15 protein-coding genes are annotated in these 15,960 nt (G+C 62.2%); 10 read left to right on the top strand and 5 right to left on the bottom strand.

The window, feature by feature from the left end:
• Positions 1-6 precede the first annotated feature (6 nt).
• From XH80_RS05740 to XH80_RS05720, 5 genes are all read left to right on the top strand, one after another.
• Entirely contained in the window at positions 7-1,017 is a 1,011-nt protein-coding gene (locus XH80_RS05740; RefSeq protein WP_271597722.1) for an NAD(P)H-dependent flavin oxidoreductase, read from the top strand.
• Positions 1,018-1,115: 98 nt separating this feature from the next.
• Positions 1,116-2,276 (top strand): iron-containing alcohol dehydrogenase, encoded by a 1,161-nt coding sequence (locus XH80_RS05735; protein WP_271597721.1) that lies wholly within the window; start codon positions 1,116-1,118, stop codon positions 2,274-2,276.
• Between the two features lie 72 nt (positions 2,277-2,348).
• Positions 2,349-3,548 carry an ABC transporter substrate-binding protein gene (locus XH80_RS05730; protein ID WP_271597720.1) on the top strand — a complete coding sequence of 400 codons (1,200 nt, stop codon included), beginning with the start codon at positions 2,349-2,351 and terminating at the stop codon, positions 3,546-3,548.
• A gap of 53 nt (positions 3,549-3,601) precedes the next feature.
• Entirely contained in the window at positions 3,602-4,408 is an 807-nt protein-coding gene (locus XH80_RS05725; protein ID WP_271597719.1) for a glutathione S-transferase family protein, read from the top strand.
• A gap of 47 nt (positions 4,409-4,455) precedes the next feature.
• On the top strand, positions 4,456-5,157 hold the full coding sequence (locus XH80_RS05720; RefSeq protein ID WP_271597718.1) for an SDR family NAD(P)-dependent oxidoreductase: 702 nt from the start codon (positions 4,456-4,458) through the stop codon (positions 5,155-5,157).
• Positions 5,158-5,178: 21 nt separating this feature from the next.
• On the opposite strand, the gene XH80_RS05715 is transcribed toward XH80_RS05720, so the two are convergent.
• From XH80_RS05715 to XH80_RS05705, 3 genes are all read right to left on the bottom strand, one after another.
• Positions 5,179-6,045 (bottom strand): SDR family oxidoreductase, encoded by an 867-nt coding sequence (locus tag XH80_RS05715; protein WP_271597717.1) that lies wholly within the window; start codon positions 6,043-6,045, stop codon positions 5,179-5,181.
• A gap of 62 nt (positions 6,046-6,107) precedes the next feature.
• Positions 6,108-7,490, bottom strand: a complete 1,383-nt coding sequence (locus XH80_RS05710; RefSeq protein WP_271597716.1) for an MATE family efflux transporter — start codon at positions 7,488-7,490, stop codon at positions 6,108-6,110.
• Between the two features lie 118 nt (positions 7,491-7,608).
• The gene (locus tag XH80_RS05705) at positions 7,609-8,586 is read right to left on the bottom strand and encodes an SDR family NAD(P)-dependent oxidoreductase (protein WP_271597715.1); all 978 of its coding nucleotides are present in this window, start codon (positions 8,584-8,586) and stop codon (positions 7,609-7,611) included.
• A 73-nt stretch (positions 8,587-8,659) separates the two neighbouring features.
• Here XH80_RS05705 and XH80_RS05700 point away from each other — a divergent pair, with 73 nt between their 5' ends.
• The 4 genes from XH80_RS05700 (at position 8,660) to XH80_RS05680 (ending at position 12,940) form a co-directional block, all read left to right on the top strand.
• On the top strand, positions 8,660-9,211 hold the full coding sequence (locus XH80_RS05700; protein WP_271597714.1) for a TetR/AcrR family transcriptional regulator: 552 nt from the start codon (positions 8,660-8,662) through the stop codon (positions 9,209-9,211).
• A 704-nt stretch (positions 9,212-9,915) separates the two neighbouring features.
• The gene (locus XH80_RS05690) at positions 9,916-10,854 is read left to right on the top strand and encodes a helix-turn-helix domain-containing protein (RefSeq protein WP_271597713.1); all 939 of its coding nucleotides are present in this window, start codon (positions 9,916-9,918) and stop codon (positions 10,852-10,854) included.
• 111 nt (positions 10,855-10,965) lie between these two features.
• Positions 10,966-12,210 carry an acyl-CoA dehydrogenase family protein gene (locus XH80_RS05685; RefSeq protein ID WP_271597712.1) on the top strand — a complete coding sequence of 415 codons (1,245 nt, stop codon included), beginning with the start codon at positions 10,966-10,968 and terminating at the stop codon, positions 12,208-12,210.
• A gap of 10 nt (positions 12,211-12,220) precedes the next feature.
• The gene (locus XH80_RS05680; RefSeq protein ID WP_271597711.1) at positions 12,221-12,940 is read left to right on the top strand and encodes an SDR family NAD(P)-dependent oxidoreductase; all 720 of its coding nucleotides are present in this window, start codon (positions 12,221-12,223) and stop codon (positions 12,938-12,940) included.
• A 249-nt stretch (positions 12,941-13,189) separates the two neighbouring features.
• Here XH80_RS05680 and XH80_RS05675 read toward each other — a convergent pair whose 3' ends face one another.
• Positions 13,190-13,633: a GlcG/HbpS family heme-binding protein gene (locus XH80_RS05675; protein WP_271597710.1), complete on the bottom strand. Its 444-nt coding sequence runs from the start codon at positions 13,631-13,633 to the stop codon at positions 13,190-13,192.
• A gap of 81 nt (positions 13,634-13,714) precedes the next feature.
• A complete protein-coding gene (locus XH80_RS05670; RefSeq protein ID WP_271597739.1) occupies positions 13,715-14,725 on the bottom strand; it encodes a zinc-binding alcohol dehydrogenase family protein in 1,011 nt (336 codons plus the stop codon).
• Between the two features lie 72 nt (positions 14,726-14,797).
• Between XH80_RS05670 and XH80_RS05665 the strand changes: the two genes are divergently transcribed.
• Entirely contained in the window at positions 14,798-15,730 is a 933-nt protein-coding gene (locus XH80_RS05665; RefSeq protein ID WP_271597709.1) for a LysR family transcriptional regulator, read from the top strand.
• Positions 15,731-15,960 lie beyond the last annotated feature (230 nt).

Raw genomic sequence — 15,960 nt, 5'->3', positions numbered from 1 at the left:
TTTCATGTGAAGACAGCAATCACCGAACTGTTCGGCATCCAGCATCCGATCATCCAGGGCGGCATGCACTATGTCGGCTTCGCCGAGATGGCTGCGGCCGTGTCGAATGCCGGCGGTCTCGGCATCATCACGGGCCTCACCCAGAAAACGCCAGAGCTCCTCGCCAAGGAGATCGCGCGCTGCCGCGACATGACCGACAAGCCGTTCGGCGTGAACCTGACCTTCCTGCCGACGCTGTCGGATCCGCCTTATCCGGAATATATCGCCGCGATCCGTGAAGGCGGCATCAAGGCGGTCGAGACTGCGGGCCGCAGCCCGGAGGCCTACATGCCGGCACTGAAGGCGGCGGGCATCAAGGTGATCCACAAATGCACCTCGGTGCGGCATTCGCTGAAAGCGGAAAAGATCGGCTGCGACGCCGTCAGCGTCGACGGTTTCGAGTGCGGCGGTCATCCCGGCGAGGACGACATCCCGAACATGATCCTGCTACCGCGGGCGGCGGATGAGCTGAAGATCCCGTTCGTGGCCTCCGGCGGCATGGCAGATGGACGCAGCCTTGTCGGTGCGCTCGCGATGGGTGCTTCCGGCATGAACATGGGCACGCGCTTCATCGCCACCAAGGAAGCCCCGGTCCATGACAATGTGAAGCAGGCGCTGGTCAAGGCGACCGAGCTTGACACCGTTCTGGTGATGCGCGCGCTGCGCAACACCGAGCGCGTGCTCAGGAACAAGGGCGTCGACGAGTTGCTCGAGATCGAGCGCGAGAAGGGCGCAAGCCTGAAGATCGACGACATCATCGACCAGGTGGCCGGCGTCTATCCGAAGGTGATGGTCGATGGCCAGATGGATGCCGGGGCGTGGAGCTGCGGCATGGTGGTCGGGCTGATCCACGACATCCCGACGGTCAAGGAGCTGATCGATCGCATCATGGCGGAGGCGGAAGCGATCATCCGCCAGCGCTTGACCGGCTTCCTCGACGGAACGGTCGAAGCGCAGCGGGCACGCGCGGTCGCCTGAGATGCGGCGGATGCGAGTGCGTCAAGACCGGGATGGCTGACGGCGTCACGATGCAGACGCCGCAGCGCTACGGCAAGAAAACATAGGGGAGGAAGAGCATGCCCGTCGTCGGTAGCCATCAATATCCCACCATGGAATCCGTGATCTACGGCAAGCCGGCGGCGGAGGCGCTGCGGGAGGAGGCCGAGCGGCTGGGCGCCAGGCGCGTCTATCTGATCGCGAGCCGCACGCTCAACACCACGACGGACGAGATCGAGAAGATCCGGACCGCGCTCGGCGCGCGCCATGCTGCGACCTTTGACGGGGTGCCGCAGCACACGACCCGGGACGTGGTGACGCAGATTGCCCGGCAGGCCAGGGATGCGGAGGCCGACCTGGTCGTTGCGATCGGCGGCGGCTCGGTGGTCGATGCGGCAAAGATCGTGCTGATGTGCATGGAGCACGAAATCTTCGAGCCAAAAGGGCTCGATGGGTTCGAGACCACGCCGGACCGCCGCTTCGGGCCATTCCGAACCCCGAAAGTGCGGATGGTCGCCATCCCGAGCACGCTCTCCGGCGGCGAATACAATTCGGGCGCGCTGGTCACCGACACCAGCCGCAAGCTGAAGCAGATTTTCAATCATCCGATGATGATGCCGCGAAGCATCATCCTCGATCCGGCAATCACCAGATACACGCCGGAGAAGCTCTGGCTCGGATCAGGCACGCGCGCAATGGATCACGGCATCGAGGCGATCTGCTCCAGCCGTCCCAATGTGCTCGTCGATGCCGTGTGCCAGCAGGGCTTGCGCTATTTGTCCGACGGGCTCCGTCGCACCAAGGACAATCCGAACGACGAGGCGGCGCGGCTGAGCTGCCAACTGGGGTCCTGGATGTCCGCCTTCGGCCTGCAGTCGCGCGTTCCGATGGGCGCCAGCCATGCCATCGGCCATGTCCTCGGCGGGACCTGTGACGTGCCGCATTACTTCTGCACGGCCGTGATGATGCCGAGCGTGCTGCACTACAATCTGCCGGCCACGCAAGTGGCTCAGAAGTCGGTCGCCGCCGCGCTCGGCGCGCCCGGCCGCGATGCCGGCGAAGCCTTCGCGGCCTTCATCGCGGAGCTCGGCCTGCCGCGGCGGCTCGCCGACGTCGGCGTGGCCGAGGACCGCTTCGAGCTGATCGGCAAGAACGCCATGCTGTCGATCTTCACGCGGGCCAATCCGCAGCCGATCCGTGAGTCCGGTGACATCGTCAAGATACTCAAGCTGGCCGCCTGACGCGGCCGCCGGAAGTCTATCACGCCTCGCCGCCGGCAGGGCATGCATAAACAACAATGGAGGGAATCTGCGATGTCCTGGTGCATGAGACTGGCTTGCGCACTGGTGATTGCAACATCTACGCCCTGCTGGGCAGGTGACACGCCAGGCGTCACGTCGACGAAGATCAAGATCGGCGGCATATTTCCGTTGAGCGGACCGGCGTCCTCGATCGGTCAGACCGGGCAGGGCGTGCTGGCCTATGTACAATCGATCAACGATCGCGGCGGCATCAACGGCCGCAAGATCGACTATGTCATGATGGATGACGCGTATAGCCCGCCCAAGGCGTTCGAGCACGCGCGAAGGCTAGTGGAAAGCGACGAGGTCGCGTTCATGTTCAGCCAGCTCGGCACGGCGGGCAACTCCGCGGTCGCCAAATATCTCGCCGCGAAGCGCGTGCCAGCTATCGCGATCGTCACCGGTGCGAGCAAGTTCACCAACGTCAAGGAGTACCCGCTGACGACCACGGGTCTCGTCAGCTACGACACCGAAGGCAAGATCTACGCAAAATATCTCACGCGGGCGCTCCCCGCGGCGAAATACGCAATCCTCTACCAGAACGATGATCTCGGTCGCGATTACGTCAACGCGTTCAAGTCGGTGCTTGGCGCGGATTTCGACAAGCGGGTCGTCACCGCGAGCTACGAGGTCACCGAACCGACGGTCGACTCGCAGGTGGTTGCGCTCAAGAGCTCCGGCGCGCAGGCGCTGTTCGTGGCCGGGACGCCGAAATTTGCGGCGCAGGCCATCCGCCGCGCGGCCGAGACCGGGTGGAAAGCAACGATCGTGATCAACTTCCCGTCGTCGTCTGTCGCGGGCACGCTGAGGCCTGCGGGCCTCGAGAATTCGATCGGCGTCATTGTCGGCACCCCGAACAAGGATCCGAACGACCAGAAATGGACGGACGATGAGGCGGTCAAGGCTTATCGCGCCTTCTTCGAGCGGTATCTTGCCGGCTCCGACATCACCAACACGAGCTACCTGACCGGGTACCAGCAGGGCATGGTGCTCGAGCAGATCCTCAAGCAATGCGGCGACGATCTGTCGCGCGAGAACATCATCAAGCAGGCAAAGTCGCTGAAGAACCTTGATCTGCCGACCGCGCTGCCCGGCGTCAGGATCAATACCAGCGAGAGCAACAACATGATCTGGACGCAACTTCAGCTCCAGCGCTGGAACGGCTCACGCTGGGAGCAATTCGGCGACATTCTCGATGCAAGATCCGAGTAGTGGATCTGCTCTGACGTTTATTGCGGGGGCGAAGTTCATCAGGAGAAATCACGATGGCCGATTTGCGCATCTTCTCATATTTGCCGAACCCGCGTGTCTGGAAGGCAACTATTGCTGCACGTTTCTGCGGCTTGGATATCGAGGTCAGGGGCGCGCCTCCGAAGGAACTGAAAGACTGGCTGTGGGACTACGATGCCCGTCCTTTAGCCGAGGATGAACGCCAATCGCTGTCATCCCTCGCACGCACGGGGCGGGTCGGGCTCACCGGGGCGCAGCTCTTCAAGACCGATGCCTTTCTTGCGGCGCAGCCGTTCGGCCATGTGCCGGCTGCCTTCGGGCCTGGCGGAGAGGTCGGGATCTTCGAGTCCAACAGCATCATGCGCGCAGTGGCGCGCCTGGGCGCAGCCACGCACCAGCTCTACGGGCGAGACGCCTATGAAGCCTCGAGGATCGACGGCTTTCTCGATGTCAGCCTGGTGTTTGCGAGGGATGCGCAGATCTATCTCCTCGCGCTGTCAGGTGGTGCGGTCGACGCGACCATCCACGCCCGCGCGAAGGAGGCGTTCGCGATTTATATGTCGGGGATCGAGCAGGCCTTATCGCCACGCCGAAATACGCTGGTCGGGAATGGGATCACGCTGGCGGACATCTGCTTTGCCGCTGAACTTGCGCTGTTCATGAACGAGTATGCGCGGGCTGATCAGTTGACCAGCCTGGGTCTCGACAAGATCCTGCACGCTGGCGTCGGCAGCGAGTATCCTCTGTGCCTTGCTCATTTCGACCGGCTCCTCGCGCATGAGCACTTTCGTCCTGATCTCGCGCCCTATGTCGATAAGCTGCTGTCCAAGATTGCAGCGTAGAGGCCGCGGCATGAAGGCCGGCGGCCGCAACAAGGAGGTCTGATCGCATGACCGCGCCAGTTTGCCTGATCTCGGGTGTTGGCCCCGGTACGGGCTCGGCCCTTGCCAGGAGATTCGCTGAAGGCGGCTATCGCGTGGCGCTGCTCGCGCGCAATGAGGAGCGCCTTGCAGCGCTCGAAGCACAATTGCCGGGCGCGAAGGGATTTCGTTGCGACGTGTCGGACCCCACGCAGGTGGATGCGGTGGCATCCGCTGTGGAGCGCGATCTCGGCCATCCCACGGTCATCATCCACAACGCCGTCGGAGGTGCGTTCGGCACCTTTCGGGAGATCGATCCGGCGATCCTCAACCGCAATTTTCAGGTCAACACGATGGGGCTGTTGTACCTGGCTCGGCGATTAACCCCGGCGATGATCGCGTCCGGTGCGGGCGCCATCATCGCGACCGGCAATACCTCGGCACTGCGCGGCAAAGCAGGCTTTGCCGGCTTCGCGCCGACCAAGGCAGCTCAGCGGATCCTGGCGGAGTCCATGGCCCGGGATCTCGGTCCTCAGGGAATCCACGTCGCCTATGTCGTGATCGATGCCGTGATCGACCTCGAATGGACGCGAAAGCGGTGGCCCGAGCGGCCGGACGATTTCTTCATCAAACCGCAGGCGATCGCGAGCGAGATCTGGCACGTTGCTCACCAGGACCGCAGCGCTTGGTCGTTCAATGTTGAACTCCGACCGTTCGGAGAAAGCTGGTAGTCGAGGAGTGTCAGGGGCGCTTCACCCGACAAATACTTCTCTCTCTTCTTGAGCAAACGCCGCGAAGTGGGTTGCCTTTCGTCCGGTTATTTCTTCCACCGAACTAGAAACCCGTGCGGTGAATCCTAACTTCATCGTCCGATAATGCTCCAACAAGCCCTCAACGATTACAGCAGGCATGCCTGCGCCTAGCATGGAAGCGCGAGCGGCTTCAACCGGCACATCGATATACCTGATTGCTTTTCCGGTTGCCGCAGAAAGAATATCCGCAACTTCGGCACCAGAAAGTGCCTCTGGCCCTGATAAGTAATATGCCTTGTTCTCATGACCATCTTCCGTCAAGACCTGATAAGCAACTTTGGCTATATCGCGGGCATCAACGTAAGCCGTCTTTCCGTCGCCATGCGGCCCGTAAAAGGCTCCATGATCACGAATCGTGTGCGAGTTGAAATTGCTAAAGTTCTGCATAAAGGAATTTGACCGCAAGAAGGTGTGAGCAATGCCGGACTGCTCAATTTCCCTTTCAACCGCTCTATGCCACTTGGCCATTGTGTCCAGATCGCTATCGGCCCCACCTCCCGACAATTTCACAAGATGTTTCACGCCTGCGCTTTTAGCCGCGGTGATGATTGATGAAGAGAGTTCAGCCATGTTCGGTACAAGAGGAGTGGCAAAATATACTTTCTGGATTCCGTCCATAGCTTTTTCCAGAGAGCCGACATCGTTTAGATCGGCTTGAACCAATTCAACTTCCAATGCCTGCAGTGCGCGTTTGTTGCTTGTCGATCGAACGGTAGCGCGGGTTTTGTGACCGCCCTTCGCCAGAATTTTTGCCAATTCCTTGCCGGTTGTTCCTGTAGCTCCAATCACCAGAATTGCGGCGCTCATACCGGAAGCTCCTCTCATGGTAGGTTCACTCACTAAGCCCTCAACAAAGAGAAGGCCGGTGTCTAACGATCCCAGCGAGCTCGCAGGAAGCCAAACAGACTGATGGTCGCTGCCACGACGACGCTAACGGCTACCAGTTCGAATGCAGTGTGCAGACTCGCATCGCCTCGCAGGACCAGCATCATGGCGGCGAGCGCAAATGCGCAACGCACTACGCTGGCGGTCATTGGCCAGAGGATGCGTTGTGCGCCTTGCCCTACAAAGTAGAGCTCGAAAATGACGCCAATCCCTGCGTAGAAAGGCGCTACCATATGCAGGTATTGCGCGCCGACCGCCATAATTGCTTGATCGTTCGTAAACAGACCGAGCCAGAGTTGCGGGAAGAGTGAAACGAACCATCCAACGAGCCCGACCACGCCGGCGACAAACAGTACGTTCACGATCGCTACCTGCCGGGCACGAGCTATGTTGCCTGCGCCCAGGTTTGTGCCGACCAGCGCGATCGCTGCGGTTCCGCAGCCGAACATCACCGGAGACAGCAGCATCTCGAGGCGGGAGGCAATGCCGTAGCCAGCGATGGCGGCGACGCTCACTGCCCCGGCCGCCGCGGTCAGGGCGGTGACTGACATGGCCAACATGACAACGTTGATCGACGACAGTAAGCCGACGCCAAGGATCGCACTGAAATGCTGGCGCCGCAGCGGATAACGGCGCAGGCGCAGCGTCGAGGACGGCGAACGCATGTAGACGACCACGACGACCAGCGCGGCGATACTGCACAATACTTGGGTTACACCGGCGCCAGCGACGCCCAGGCGCGGAGCACCCAGCCAGCCGTTGATCAACACCGGTGACACGATCAGCCCGACGACCACGCTGCCCATTATGGTCATCGCTGGGACCTTGACATTGCCGGCCCCGCGCAGTGCCGCCTGCAGTAGCAGCAGGATCCAGAACGAGATCGCACCCCCGAACAGGATGTTGGAATAGAGAACCGCAAGGTCCAGCGACGCTCCGCGACCGCCGAGGCTGCGATACAGCGCGGGCCCGGCCATCAGCGCTATTAGGGAGAACAGTCCGCCTCCTACTGCACCGATGACCACCGCGTGCCATGTTAGGCTTTCCGCCTCGTCCTGGCGGCGGGCGCCGATGGCGCGAGCGATAGCAGAGGATACGCCGCCGCCGATGCCGGCACTCGCTACCGTGGTCATCAGCAGCATTGCCGGAACCACCAAAGATGCGGCGGCGATCGCATGCACGCCCAGCGCGCTTACGAAATAGGTTTCGGCAACGCTGAGCAACGTCGTCATGAACAGCACAGCAGCCGTCGGCAAGGCCAGTCGGATCAGTTGTGGCAACAACGGACCGTGGATCAGTTTGTCGGCCGGCAAGTTGTCAGGAGGTGTGAAAATCTCCTTGGCGTCATCGACGAGAGTAGCGGACATGTTTTTTCCTGACTTAAGAAAAGGAGGCTGCCCGACCGTCCGGGCGATGACAGTGCCGCACGGAAGCCCTTCAGGTTGCAGGCCACAAAAGGTCCGGCCCCACCGAGGCCACGGATGATCAGACGTGTGGTTCAGCAGTCGTGGCAGGTCGTGTGAACTCCGCGGCGTGCGCCTGCACGAACTCGCGCATGCTTGTCGGCGCATGGCCCGTCAGCCGCAGGAAGTCGTCCGTCATGCGGTCGTAACGGCCTTGCTGATGTAGCTGTGCCATCGCCTTGAGGTGCGCCAGCAGGTGCTCCGGAAGGCCGACCTCGCGCATCCTGCCGATCCAGGCGTCGATCGGCACGTCACGGTAGATGATCGTGCGCCCGAGCACCTCAGAGAAGACTTTCGCGAAGTGCGTCAGGTCGGCCGACTCCGGTCCGGTGAGGTCGTAGATGCGGCCGATGTGCGGAGCCGGCTCGTCCAGCACCAAGGCGACGGCGCGTGCCACGTCCATCGCGGAGATGGGTGAGGTGCGGCCGCGGCCAAGAGGCAGCATGAGCGCATCGTTGTCGCGCACGACCGCTGCAGCGGCCGCCTGGAAGAAGCCTTCTAGGAACACGGTCGGCCGCATCGTGACGACCGGTAAGCCGGACCATGCAAGTGCCTGCTCCGCCAGCCAGTGCAGTTTGTGTTGCGGGCTGTTGGTTGTCTCGGTGATGCTCATTTGCGAGACCGTCATCTGCGACATGTTCACAACGGCTTCGACGCCGAGGTGGCGCGCAACCGCTGCGAAGTTGACAGTCGCTTCGAGATAGGCCGCCGAGACCGACATACCGAAGTAGATGCGTTTGCACCCATCGACGGCGCGATGCACCGCGGTGAGGTCGGTAAGGTCGCCTGCGACGACCTCGGCGCCGAGGCGCCGAAGGGCCTCCGCGCGCGCATCTTCTTGTCGCACCAGGGCGCGAACCTTGTGGCCGCGGTCCAGTAACATCTGGGTGACGTTGCGGCCGATGCCGCCTACAGCGCCGGCTGCTCCGGTCACGAGGATGGTATGCTCATATGTCGTCGTCATGTTCGCTGGTTCTGTTTTCGCGGAAAGGGCGGCCATTGCTTTGCTCCTGGGAACAGAGTTATTATTTAGACGACGTAAAACTTATACGATGTAAAAGCAAGAGGGCGGAATGCCGCGAAGTGCCGATCCCGAACTGCCTCACAGGATATTGAAGGCCGCGGACGCCCTTTGGCAGTCCGGCGGCGAAGAGGCCGTCACGATCCGTGGCGTGGCGGCGGAAGCGGGGACCACAACCCCGACGGTCTACAGTTACTACGCGGATCGCGAGACGCTGCTGATGGGTTTGCGCACGCTCGCCTTTCAGCGCTTCTCGGCCTACCTGGCGAAATCACGCGACTTCCGGGACACTTGCGAGCGACATCTCGCTTTTGGCACCAACCATCCCCGCGATTATGAATTGCTGTACGGGCGCGGCTGGATGGAGCGTGTCACAGCCGATGCGCAGGCCGGTGAAATCGAGCGATACACTGCCCATCTGGTGCGCGCCGGTGTCGAGGCAGGCAAGGCCGCCCGCGTCGCTTATCCGGTCATGATGATGTTGCATGGCGTGGTGATGCACCGGCTATTAAACAGGAAGCCGAGTGCTCATGGTCGGACCATCGCCGAAGCCTGTCTCGAGGCCTGCATGACGCTACTTGAGAGCGCGAGGCAGAGAAAATAGCGCATTGCGATTTAGAAACCGCAGAGTGCGCCCGGTAGGCCAATGCTGGCGTACGCCCTGTTGCTCACCGGATGACCGCGGCCCGGAATGACGAATCGTAGCGCTACTACAGCGTCGACGTTGGCTTCGGCCGCCCCGATCAAGCCTTTGATACTGCCGCCGAACGAATAATCGATGAGGAGCTAGATGCCGTTCCAGAAGAGTTCTCCGGTAGCAAATTGATTGCCTGCCGCCTCATGATCGAACCTTCCGTGGCTGACCTGTGCTCTTGGTGCCCGAATTGTCCGCTTCCGAGCGCTGAGCGGAATAGCGTCGTGAAGGTGGCATCTGGGACCCGGAACTGACCTGAGCGCAACATGGCCGGAAGATGATCATGAATGTCGCCGGCACAAACGTGCCCAGCAATAGTCCATAGACGATGCTCAACGCCATCAACCTTTCGCAGTTTCTGGCGAACGGGATGGCATGAGATACGACGGCAAACAGCAGGCTTGGGACCGCCCCAGACAACGCGACCGGCAATTTCACGAAGGTCGTCCAACGAATTCCGGTGCGGATCGCTTTCGACAGGGATCAGCCGCTGCTGGCCCAACTCTTGCCGGGCACGTGTGACCCCGAACTTGCCAGTGCCCGGAATTTGACCGCACATTGCGCGGGCGATATCCTGTGCCGACCGGGACCCTTGCAATTTGTATGGGGTGCTCATGGAATGGTCGACCAGGCCGCGACGCGCGGATCAACCCTTTGGAAGCTGGGCGGACGACCTCGCCGCGGCATTTGTTCGTCTTGAGCCGCGCAGGATTGTGGACGAGCCGTTTGAAGGCGCCATTTCCAGAGCTGACGCTGCGCCAATCCAGGTCTCCCTGGTGACGGCGACGCGGCATACGGTAGTCCGCCTTGCCTCACATATTTCCGGAAGCACCGACGATCTTTGTTTCGTCAACCTCCAGCTCGAAGGGCTTGGGCGCACCAGGCAACGCGACCACGAGCAAACCTGCGCGCCCGGTGACCTCGCGGTTGCGGATACGACTGAGCCGTTCGAGATCGCCAACTGCCACAACTTCAAGCTCTTCTGCTTTGCTGTACCGCGACGGCTGCTGCCGAGCGGGCTGCTCGTTCGTCCACAGCTCAACCTGTCTCGCACGGAGACGGGCCGGGCTTTGTCAAAGACGCTCGCCGGCTATGCCGAAATCTGCCTGGCGGACCATCGGCGTTCAATGAACTCGGCCCAGGTGGGTGCGCATGTGGTCGATCTGATCGCAAACGCGCCCGACGTGCTGAGCGATCTGTCCGCTGAGCGCGTGCACGTCCCGGTCCTGCTGTCCATGATGATCGACCATATCGAGCGTCACAGCGAGAATTTCGAACTTGGCGCGGCGGCGCTTGCCGCGAAGTTCCGTTGCTCCGAGCGCTACGTCCATCGTCTCTTTGCCATGACCGATCGCTCTGTCGGCGAGCACGTCAATGACCGGCGGATCGCCGTCTGCACGCGTATGCTGCTGGATCCCCAATCTGATCACCGGACCATTGCCGAAATCGCCTTTGCCGCGGGCTTCCGCGACCTCTCGCATTTCAACCGCCTGTTCAAACGCAGCCACGGTTTGGCCCCGCGCGAGTTCCGGCGCGCGAGCAGCGCACGCTGACTGATCCGGTTCACTCCACGCCAAGAAATTGGACGCTGCCGTCCAAGATTTCCTTCCGAGGCAGGGATAGCCATCCGTGACGGCTGACATCCCGGATCAGAGGACATCGCCATGGCGATCGATTTCACGCTTTCGACACAACAGCGGGATCTTCAGCGCGCGTCGCGCAAGTTCGCCAGGGAGGTGCTCGGCGAGGCCCGGCGCGCCGAGCTGCTGGCGACACCGGAAGAACGCTTTCGCGCGACCCGGCCCACCTATGAAGCGATGGTCGCGGCCGGCTATTTGCGCAAATGCATTCCGTCGCCGGCGGGTGGCGAAAATTCAGGCTTGATCGACATGGCGATCCTGGCCGAGGAATTCTACAGTGTGAACGCCAGCGTGACGCTGACGATGCTCGGCACCGTGCTCGGCTTGCTCCCGATTCTGCTCGGCGGCACGCCGGACCAGTGCAAGCGCCTGCTGGTGCCGTTCCTGAGGACGAGTGGCGCCCCGCTCGCCGGATTCTGCTCCAGCGAACCAGGCGGCAGCGCCAATTCCGGCTCGCCTCCGCCGGGCGAAGGGGTTCGCACCACTGCGAGACGGGAGGGCGACAATTGGGTCATCAACGGCCGCAAGAAATGGGTGTCCTCAGCCACCGGCTGGAATCGCGAGGGCGCCGACGTTCTGTGCGTCGTGTGCCGAACCGATTCCGCAGCGCCCCCCAGTGAAGCGATCTCGATCATTGCTGTCGAGGGACCGGTCAAGGGCCTTGTGTTCGAGCGCGCCATCGACACGATCGGCCATCGCGCGCATCTCGTCCCGCAGTTCGGATTGCAGAATGTTGCTACACCGCACCGTAATCTGCTGGGCCAGGAAGGGACGGGGCTCGCCCTGACAGCGGCCGCCTTCACGGGGACCGCGGCGCTCGTCGGCATCTTCGGCGTGGCGCTGATGCGCGCGGCTTTCGAGTTCGCGCTGCATTTTGCCCAGACCGAAAGGCGCGGTGGCGTTCACCCGATCATCGAGCATCAGGCGGTCGGATACGCGCTGGCCGATGCCAAGACCACGATCGAGGCCGCGCGCTATCTCAGCTGGCGCGCCTGTCACGCGGTCGATACCCAGTCCCCGGGGGCCGATGAGCTGGCCATCGAGGCCAAGATCTTTGGCTCGGAGGCCGCGGTGCGCGTGATCACCGATCTCATGCGGGTGGTGGGCGTCGACAGCTACGATCACGAAGCGCCCTTCGCTCGTCTGCTCCAGGACGCGCTGGCACTGCCAATCTTCGACGGCGGCAATATGGGCGTCAGGCGACGGCAACTGCACATGATGTTTCGGCAAGGCGGCTACGATCCACTTGCGGCAAGCGGCGGGGCTTGAGGAGATGGTCATGGGCACAGAACGGAAAGTCGCCATCGTCACGGGAGCATCTCAGGGCATCGGCGCCGGGATTGCCGAGGCCTTTCGGCAGCGAAACTACGGGGTCGTCGCGACCTCGCGATCAATCAAGTCGGGAGCAGATGCCGACATGCTGGTCGTGCCGGGTGACGTCGGCGATCCCCAAACGGCGCAGCGGGCATTCAGCGCGGCGATCGACCATTTCGGCCGGGTCGACACGCTGGTCAACAACGCCGGCATGTTCATGGCGAAGCCGTTCACCGCTTACTCGCGGGCCGATTATGAGGCCTACGTCTCGACGAACGTGACCGGCTTCTTTAACATGACCCAACGCGCGCTCGACATCATGGGCAAGCAAGGGCACGGCCATGTCGTCACGATCACGACGAGTCTTGTCGACCAGCCGATGAATAGCGTCCCGGCCGCCTTGGCGTCGCTTACCAAAGGCGCCTTGAATGCGGCCACTAGGGCGCTCGCGATCGAGTATGCGAGCACTGGCGTCCGCGTCAACGCCGTCTCGCCCGGCATCATCAAAACGCCGATGCATCCACCGGAGGCGCATCAGGCTTTGGCTGCACTCCATCCCATGGGCCGGATGGGAGAGATATCCGACGTTGTCGATGCGGTGCTGTACCTCGATGGCGCTGGGTTTGTGACAGGCGAGATTGTCCATGTCGATGGAGGGCAGGCCGCCGGCCACCACCGCACCTAGGCAGGCGCGGCCTCTGCTACAATGCGTCTTCCACATATCGATTGCGTTGTGGCGCCGAGCGATTCCCAAGGCCGAGTTATCTTTTTGATCCGTATCGCCACGCCTAGCATCCCCCCCGGGCGCGCAAAATTTGATTGCACGAGCATCTAGACTAGTGGGGGCCTCTCGGAACTTGCGTTTCAACTCCACTCACGCATCAGCGACCGCCGTAGTCAACGCGACGCCGGCGTCGCCGAAAGATGGTTGCGTTCACTTGGCGGCCTCGAAGCCAGCGGTCTTGAGCGCAGCGGCAGCCACGTCGTGGTCTTGCTGGGCGGTGCCACCAGAGATGCCGATGCCACCGACCACACGGCCGCCCACCACGATGGGAACACCGCCGCCAACCGGCATGACGCGCGGATGGTTGGCCAGCGGAGCGGTGGCCGGCTGAGCGACGACCTGGTTCCAGATCATCGTGTCCAGACCGAAGGAGGCAGCAGTCCAAGCCTTGTTGATGGCCACTTCGGCGGCCAGGAACGGCGTGGCGTCGGCGCGCTCGAAGGCGATCAGGTGGCCGCCGTCGTCGGTGATCGCAATGGCCAGATTCAGGCCGATCCTGGTGGCCGCGTCGCGCGCAGTGATGGCCAGCGCCAGCGCGCTGTCGCGCGTGATGGAAGCCTTGGTTTGGGTTTGAGTAGCGTTGCTTTGAGCCATGATGAATTTCCTTGAGGTGAAGTTAGGAGGCGGAGAATTGAAGTTGTGCGCCTGGGTGGCTTGTATGAGGTGCGTCCGAAATCAGAAGCCTTCGAGCACGACCTTGCCTACGGCCTTGCCGCTTTCGATCAGCGCATGCGCACGGGTCAGGTTTTTCGCGTTGATGCGGCCGAAGACGGCGTTGGCGGTCGTCTTGACGCGGCCGGAGTCGACCAGGTCAGCCACGCGCGCCAGCAGAACGCCCTGCTCTTGCATGTCGGGCGTCTCGAACATTGAGCGCGTGAACATCAGCTCCCAGTGCAGCGACAGCGACTTGCTCTTGAGCGCGATCGGATCCAACCCTTCCATGTCGTCGATGACGGCGAGCGCGCCCTGCGGCCTCAGGCTTTGGATGATCTCTTGGTAGTGCGTCCCGGTCTTCGTGAGCGAGGCCACGTAGTCGACATGTTCGATGCCGGCCGAGCGCAGCGCCTGCGACAGCGGCTTGGAATGATCGATGACCGCGTGCGCGCCCAGCTCCAGGCACCATTCACGCGACTCCGGACGCGACGCCGTCGCGATGACGCGCAGCTTGGTCAGCTGCCGGGCGAGCTGGATCAGGATCGAGCCCACGCCGCCGGCGCCGCCCACGACCATCAGCGTCTGACCATCGCCATCGCCTTGGGCGATGCGTAGCCGATCAAACAGCAGCTCCCAGGCGGTGATGGCCGTCAGCGGCAGCGCCGCGGCTTGCGCATCCGAAAGCGACTTGGGCGCCTTCGAGACGATGCGAGCGTCCACGGCATGCAGCTCGCTGTTGGCGCCCGGGCGCTTGATCGAGCCGGCATACCAGACGCGGTCGCCGACCGCAAAGCCACTGGCCTGCGGGCCAACGGCCTCGACAACGCCGACGGCATCCCAGCCGAGCATCTTGACCTCGCCGGTGGCCGGCGCGCTACCAGCGCGGACCTTGGTGTCGACCGGATTGACCGAGACCGCCTGCACGCGCACGAGCAGATCGCGCGGACCGGGCACCGGTGCGGGAAGTTCCACGTCCTCGAGCGCCCCGGGGGCGTTGATGGGCAGGTTCTTGCGATAACCGACAGCTTTCATGGCAATCTCTCCTTCCATGTCGATGGAAGGCCATGTAGAGGATATGCCAATAATTGATAATACGGCCTCCAGATGTTTCAGTTTCAAACAAGAATTGAAAATGTGGGCGACCTCCAGGTGCTGCTGCACACGGTCAGCGGAGGGTCATTGACTGCAGCTGCCCGGGCACTTGGCATGACGCCAGCGGCGGCCAGCGCAACGCTCAAGCGGCTCGAGACTCAGCTCGGCACGCGGCTGTTCGAGCGCTCCACCCGTGCAATGCGGCTGACGCCGTCGGGTCAAATTCTTCTGGAGTACGCCCAGCGCGCGTTCGAGTTGCTTGCAGAGGGAGAATCCCAGCTTGATGCCGAACGCGGCGCGCTGGTGGGCACCGTGCGTGTCTCGGCGCCGTCGGACCTTGCTCGGACCGTCCTAATGCCAATGCTTGATGAGTTCTTGCACCTTCATCCCGGAGTAAAACTGGCGCTCAATGTTGGCGACCGCGTGCTCGACGTGCTGCGAGATGAGGTGGACCTGGCTATTCGGTACGGTGAGTTGAGCGACTCTCGCCTCGTGGCTCGTCCACTTTCGCTTGCGCGCCCTGTCGTCAGCGCTTCTCCCGACTATTTGAGTCGTCATGGCACGCCACATACGCCGACAGACCTGGTGGACCACAACTGCATCTCATTCATTCGCGGCGGTCGCACGTCCAACTCATGGCGCTTCGGTCAGAACGGCCAATGGACCATGGTAAGGGTCAGTGGCGACCGGATCGTGGATGACGCCTCGTTGGCACGCGAATGGGCTGTTTCGGGAGCCGGAATCATCTTCATGACGGAGATCGAACAACGGCGGGATCTGCAAAGCGGCAATCTGGTGCGACTACTGACCGAATGGGAGACAGATCCGTATCCGTTGCATGCTCTCTTACCTAGCGGGCGCTTCGTCCCCAATCGCGTTCGCGCGTTTCTGGACTTCATCGCTGGGCGCTTTGCTGAACTCCGGCGATCAAACACGGAGCACTGAGGAAGGCGCCCGGCAGTCCGAGTCAAAGCGTTTGAGCGGGCACCGCTGCGTCACTACAGGCGCGCACGAATAGTGCCATCAGCGCTTCAAACAACGCGCGCCAGCGATCTTCATCCTGCCAAGCCTCGGCACGCGACGCCGACAGGTATTCGAGACACCAGGACCTCTGCCCGGATTCGGGAGGATCGGGCCTCCAAACCAAGGTCCCTTGGTGGCCGCGCTTAATAGTC

Origin of the sequence: Bradyrhizobium sp. CCBAU 45384, from assembly GCF_028128665.1 — a bacterium.
In the GTDB taxonomy this organism is placed as follows: Bacteria; Pseudomonadota; Alphaproteobacteria; order Rhizobiales; family Xanthobacteraceae; genus Bradyrhizobium; species Bradyrhizobium manausense.
This window is presented reverse-complemented; position numbering and strand designations above follow the sequence as displayed.

Coding starts and splice junctions, on each gene's coding strand:
- XH80_RS05735 (WP_271597721.1), top strand. CDS start 1,116: ATGCCCGTCGTCGGTAGCCATCAATATCCCACCATGGAATCCGTGATC.
- XH80_RS05730 (WP_271597720.1), top strand. CDS start 2,349: ATGTCCTGGTGCATGAGACTGGCTTGCGCACTGGTGATTGCAACATCT.
- XH80_RS05725 (WP_271597719.1), top strand. CDS start 3,602: ATGGCCGATTTGCGCATCTTCTCATATTTGCCGAACCCGCGTGTCTGG.
- XH80_RS05720 (WP_271597718.1), top strand. CDS start 4,456: ATGACCGCGCCAGTTTGCCTGATCTCGGGTGTTGGCCCCGGTACGGGC.
- XH80_RS05715 (WP_271597717.1), bottom strand. CDS start 6,045: ATGAGCGCCGCAATTCTGGTGATTGGAGCTACAGGAACAACCGGCAAG.
- XH80_RS05710 (WP_271597716.1), bottom strand. CDS start 7,490: ATGTCCGCTACTCTCGTCGATGACGCCAAGGAGATTTTCACACCTCCT.
- XH80_RS05705 (WP_271597715.1), bottom strand. CDS start 8,586: ATGGCCGCCCTTTCCGCGAAAACAGAACCAGCGAACATGACGACGACA.
- XH80_RS05700 (WP_271597714.1), top strand. CDS start 8,660: ATGCCGCGAAGTGCCGATCCCGAACTGCCTCACAGGATATTGAAGGCC.
- XH80_RS05690 (WP_271597713.1), top strand. CDS start 9,916: ATGGAATGGTCGACCAGGCCGCGACGCGCGGATCAACCCTTTGGAAGC.
- XH80_RS05685 (WP_271597712.1), top strand. CDS start 10,966: ATGGCGATCGATTTCACGCTTTCGACACAACAGCGGGATCTTCAGCGC.
- XH80_RS05680 (WP_271597711.1), top strand. CDS start 12,221: ATGGGCACAGAACGGAAAGTCGCCATCGTCACGGGAGCATCTCAGGGC.
- XH80_RS05675 (WP_271597710.1), bottom strand. CDS start 13,633: ATGGCTCAAAGCAACGCTACTCAAACCCAAACCAAGGCTTCCATCACG.
- XH80_RS05670 (WP_271597739.1), bottom strand. CDS start 14,725: ATGAAAGCTGTCGGTTATCGCAAGAACCTGCCCATCAACGCCCCCGGG.
- XH80_RS05665 (WP_271597709.1), top strand. CDS start 14,798: ATGTTTCAGTTTCAAACAAGAATTGAAAATGTGGGCGACCTCCAGGTG.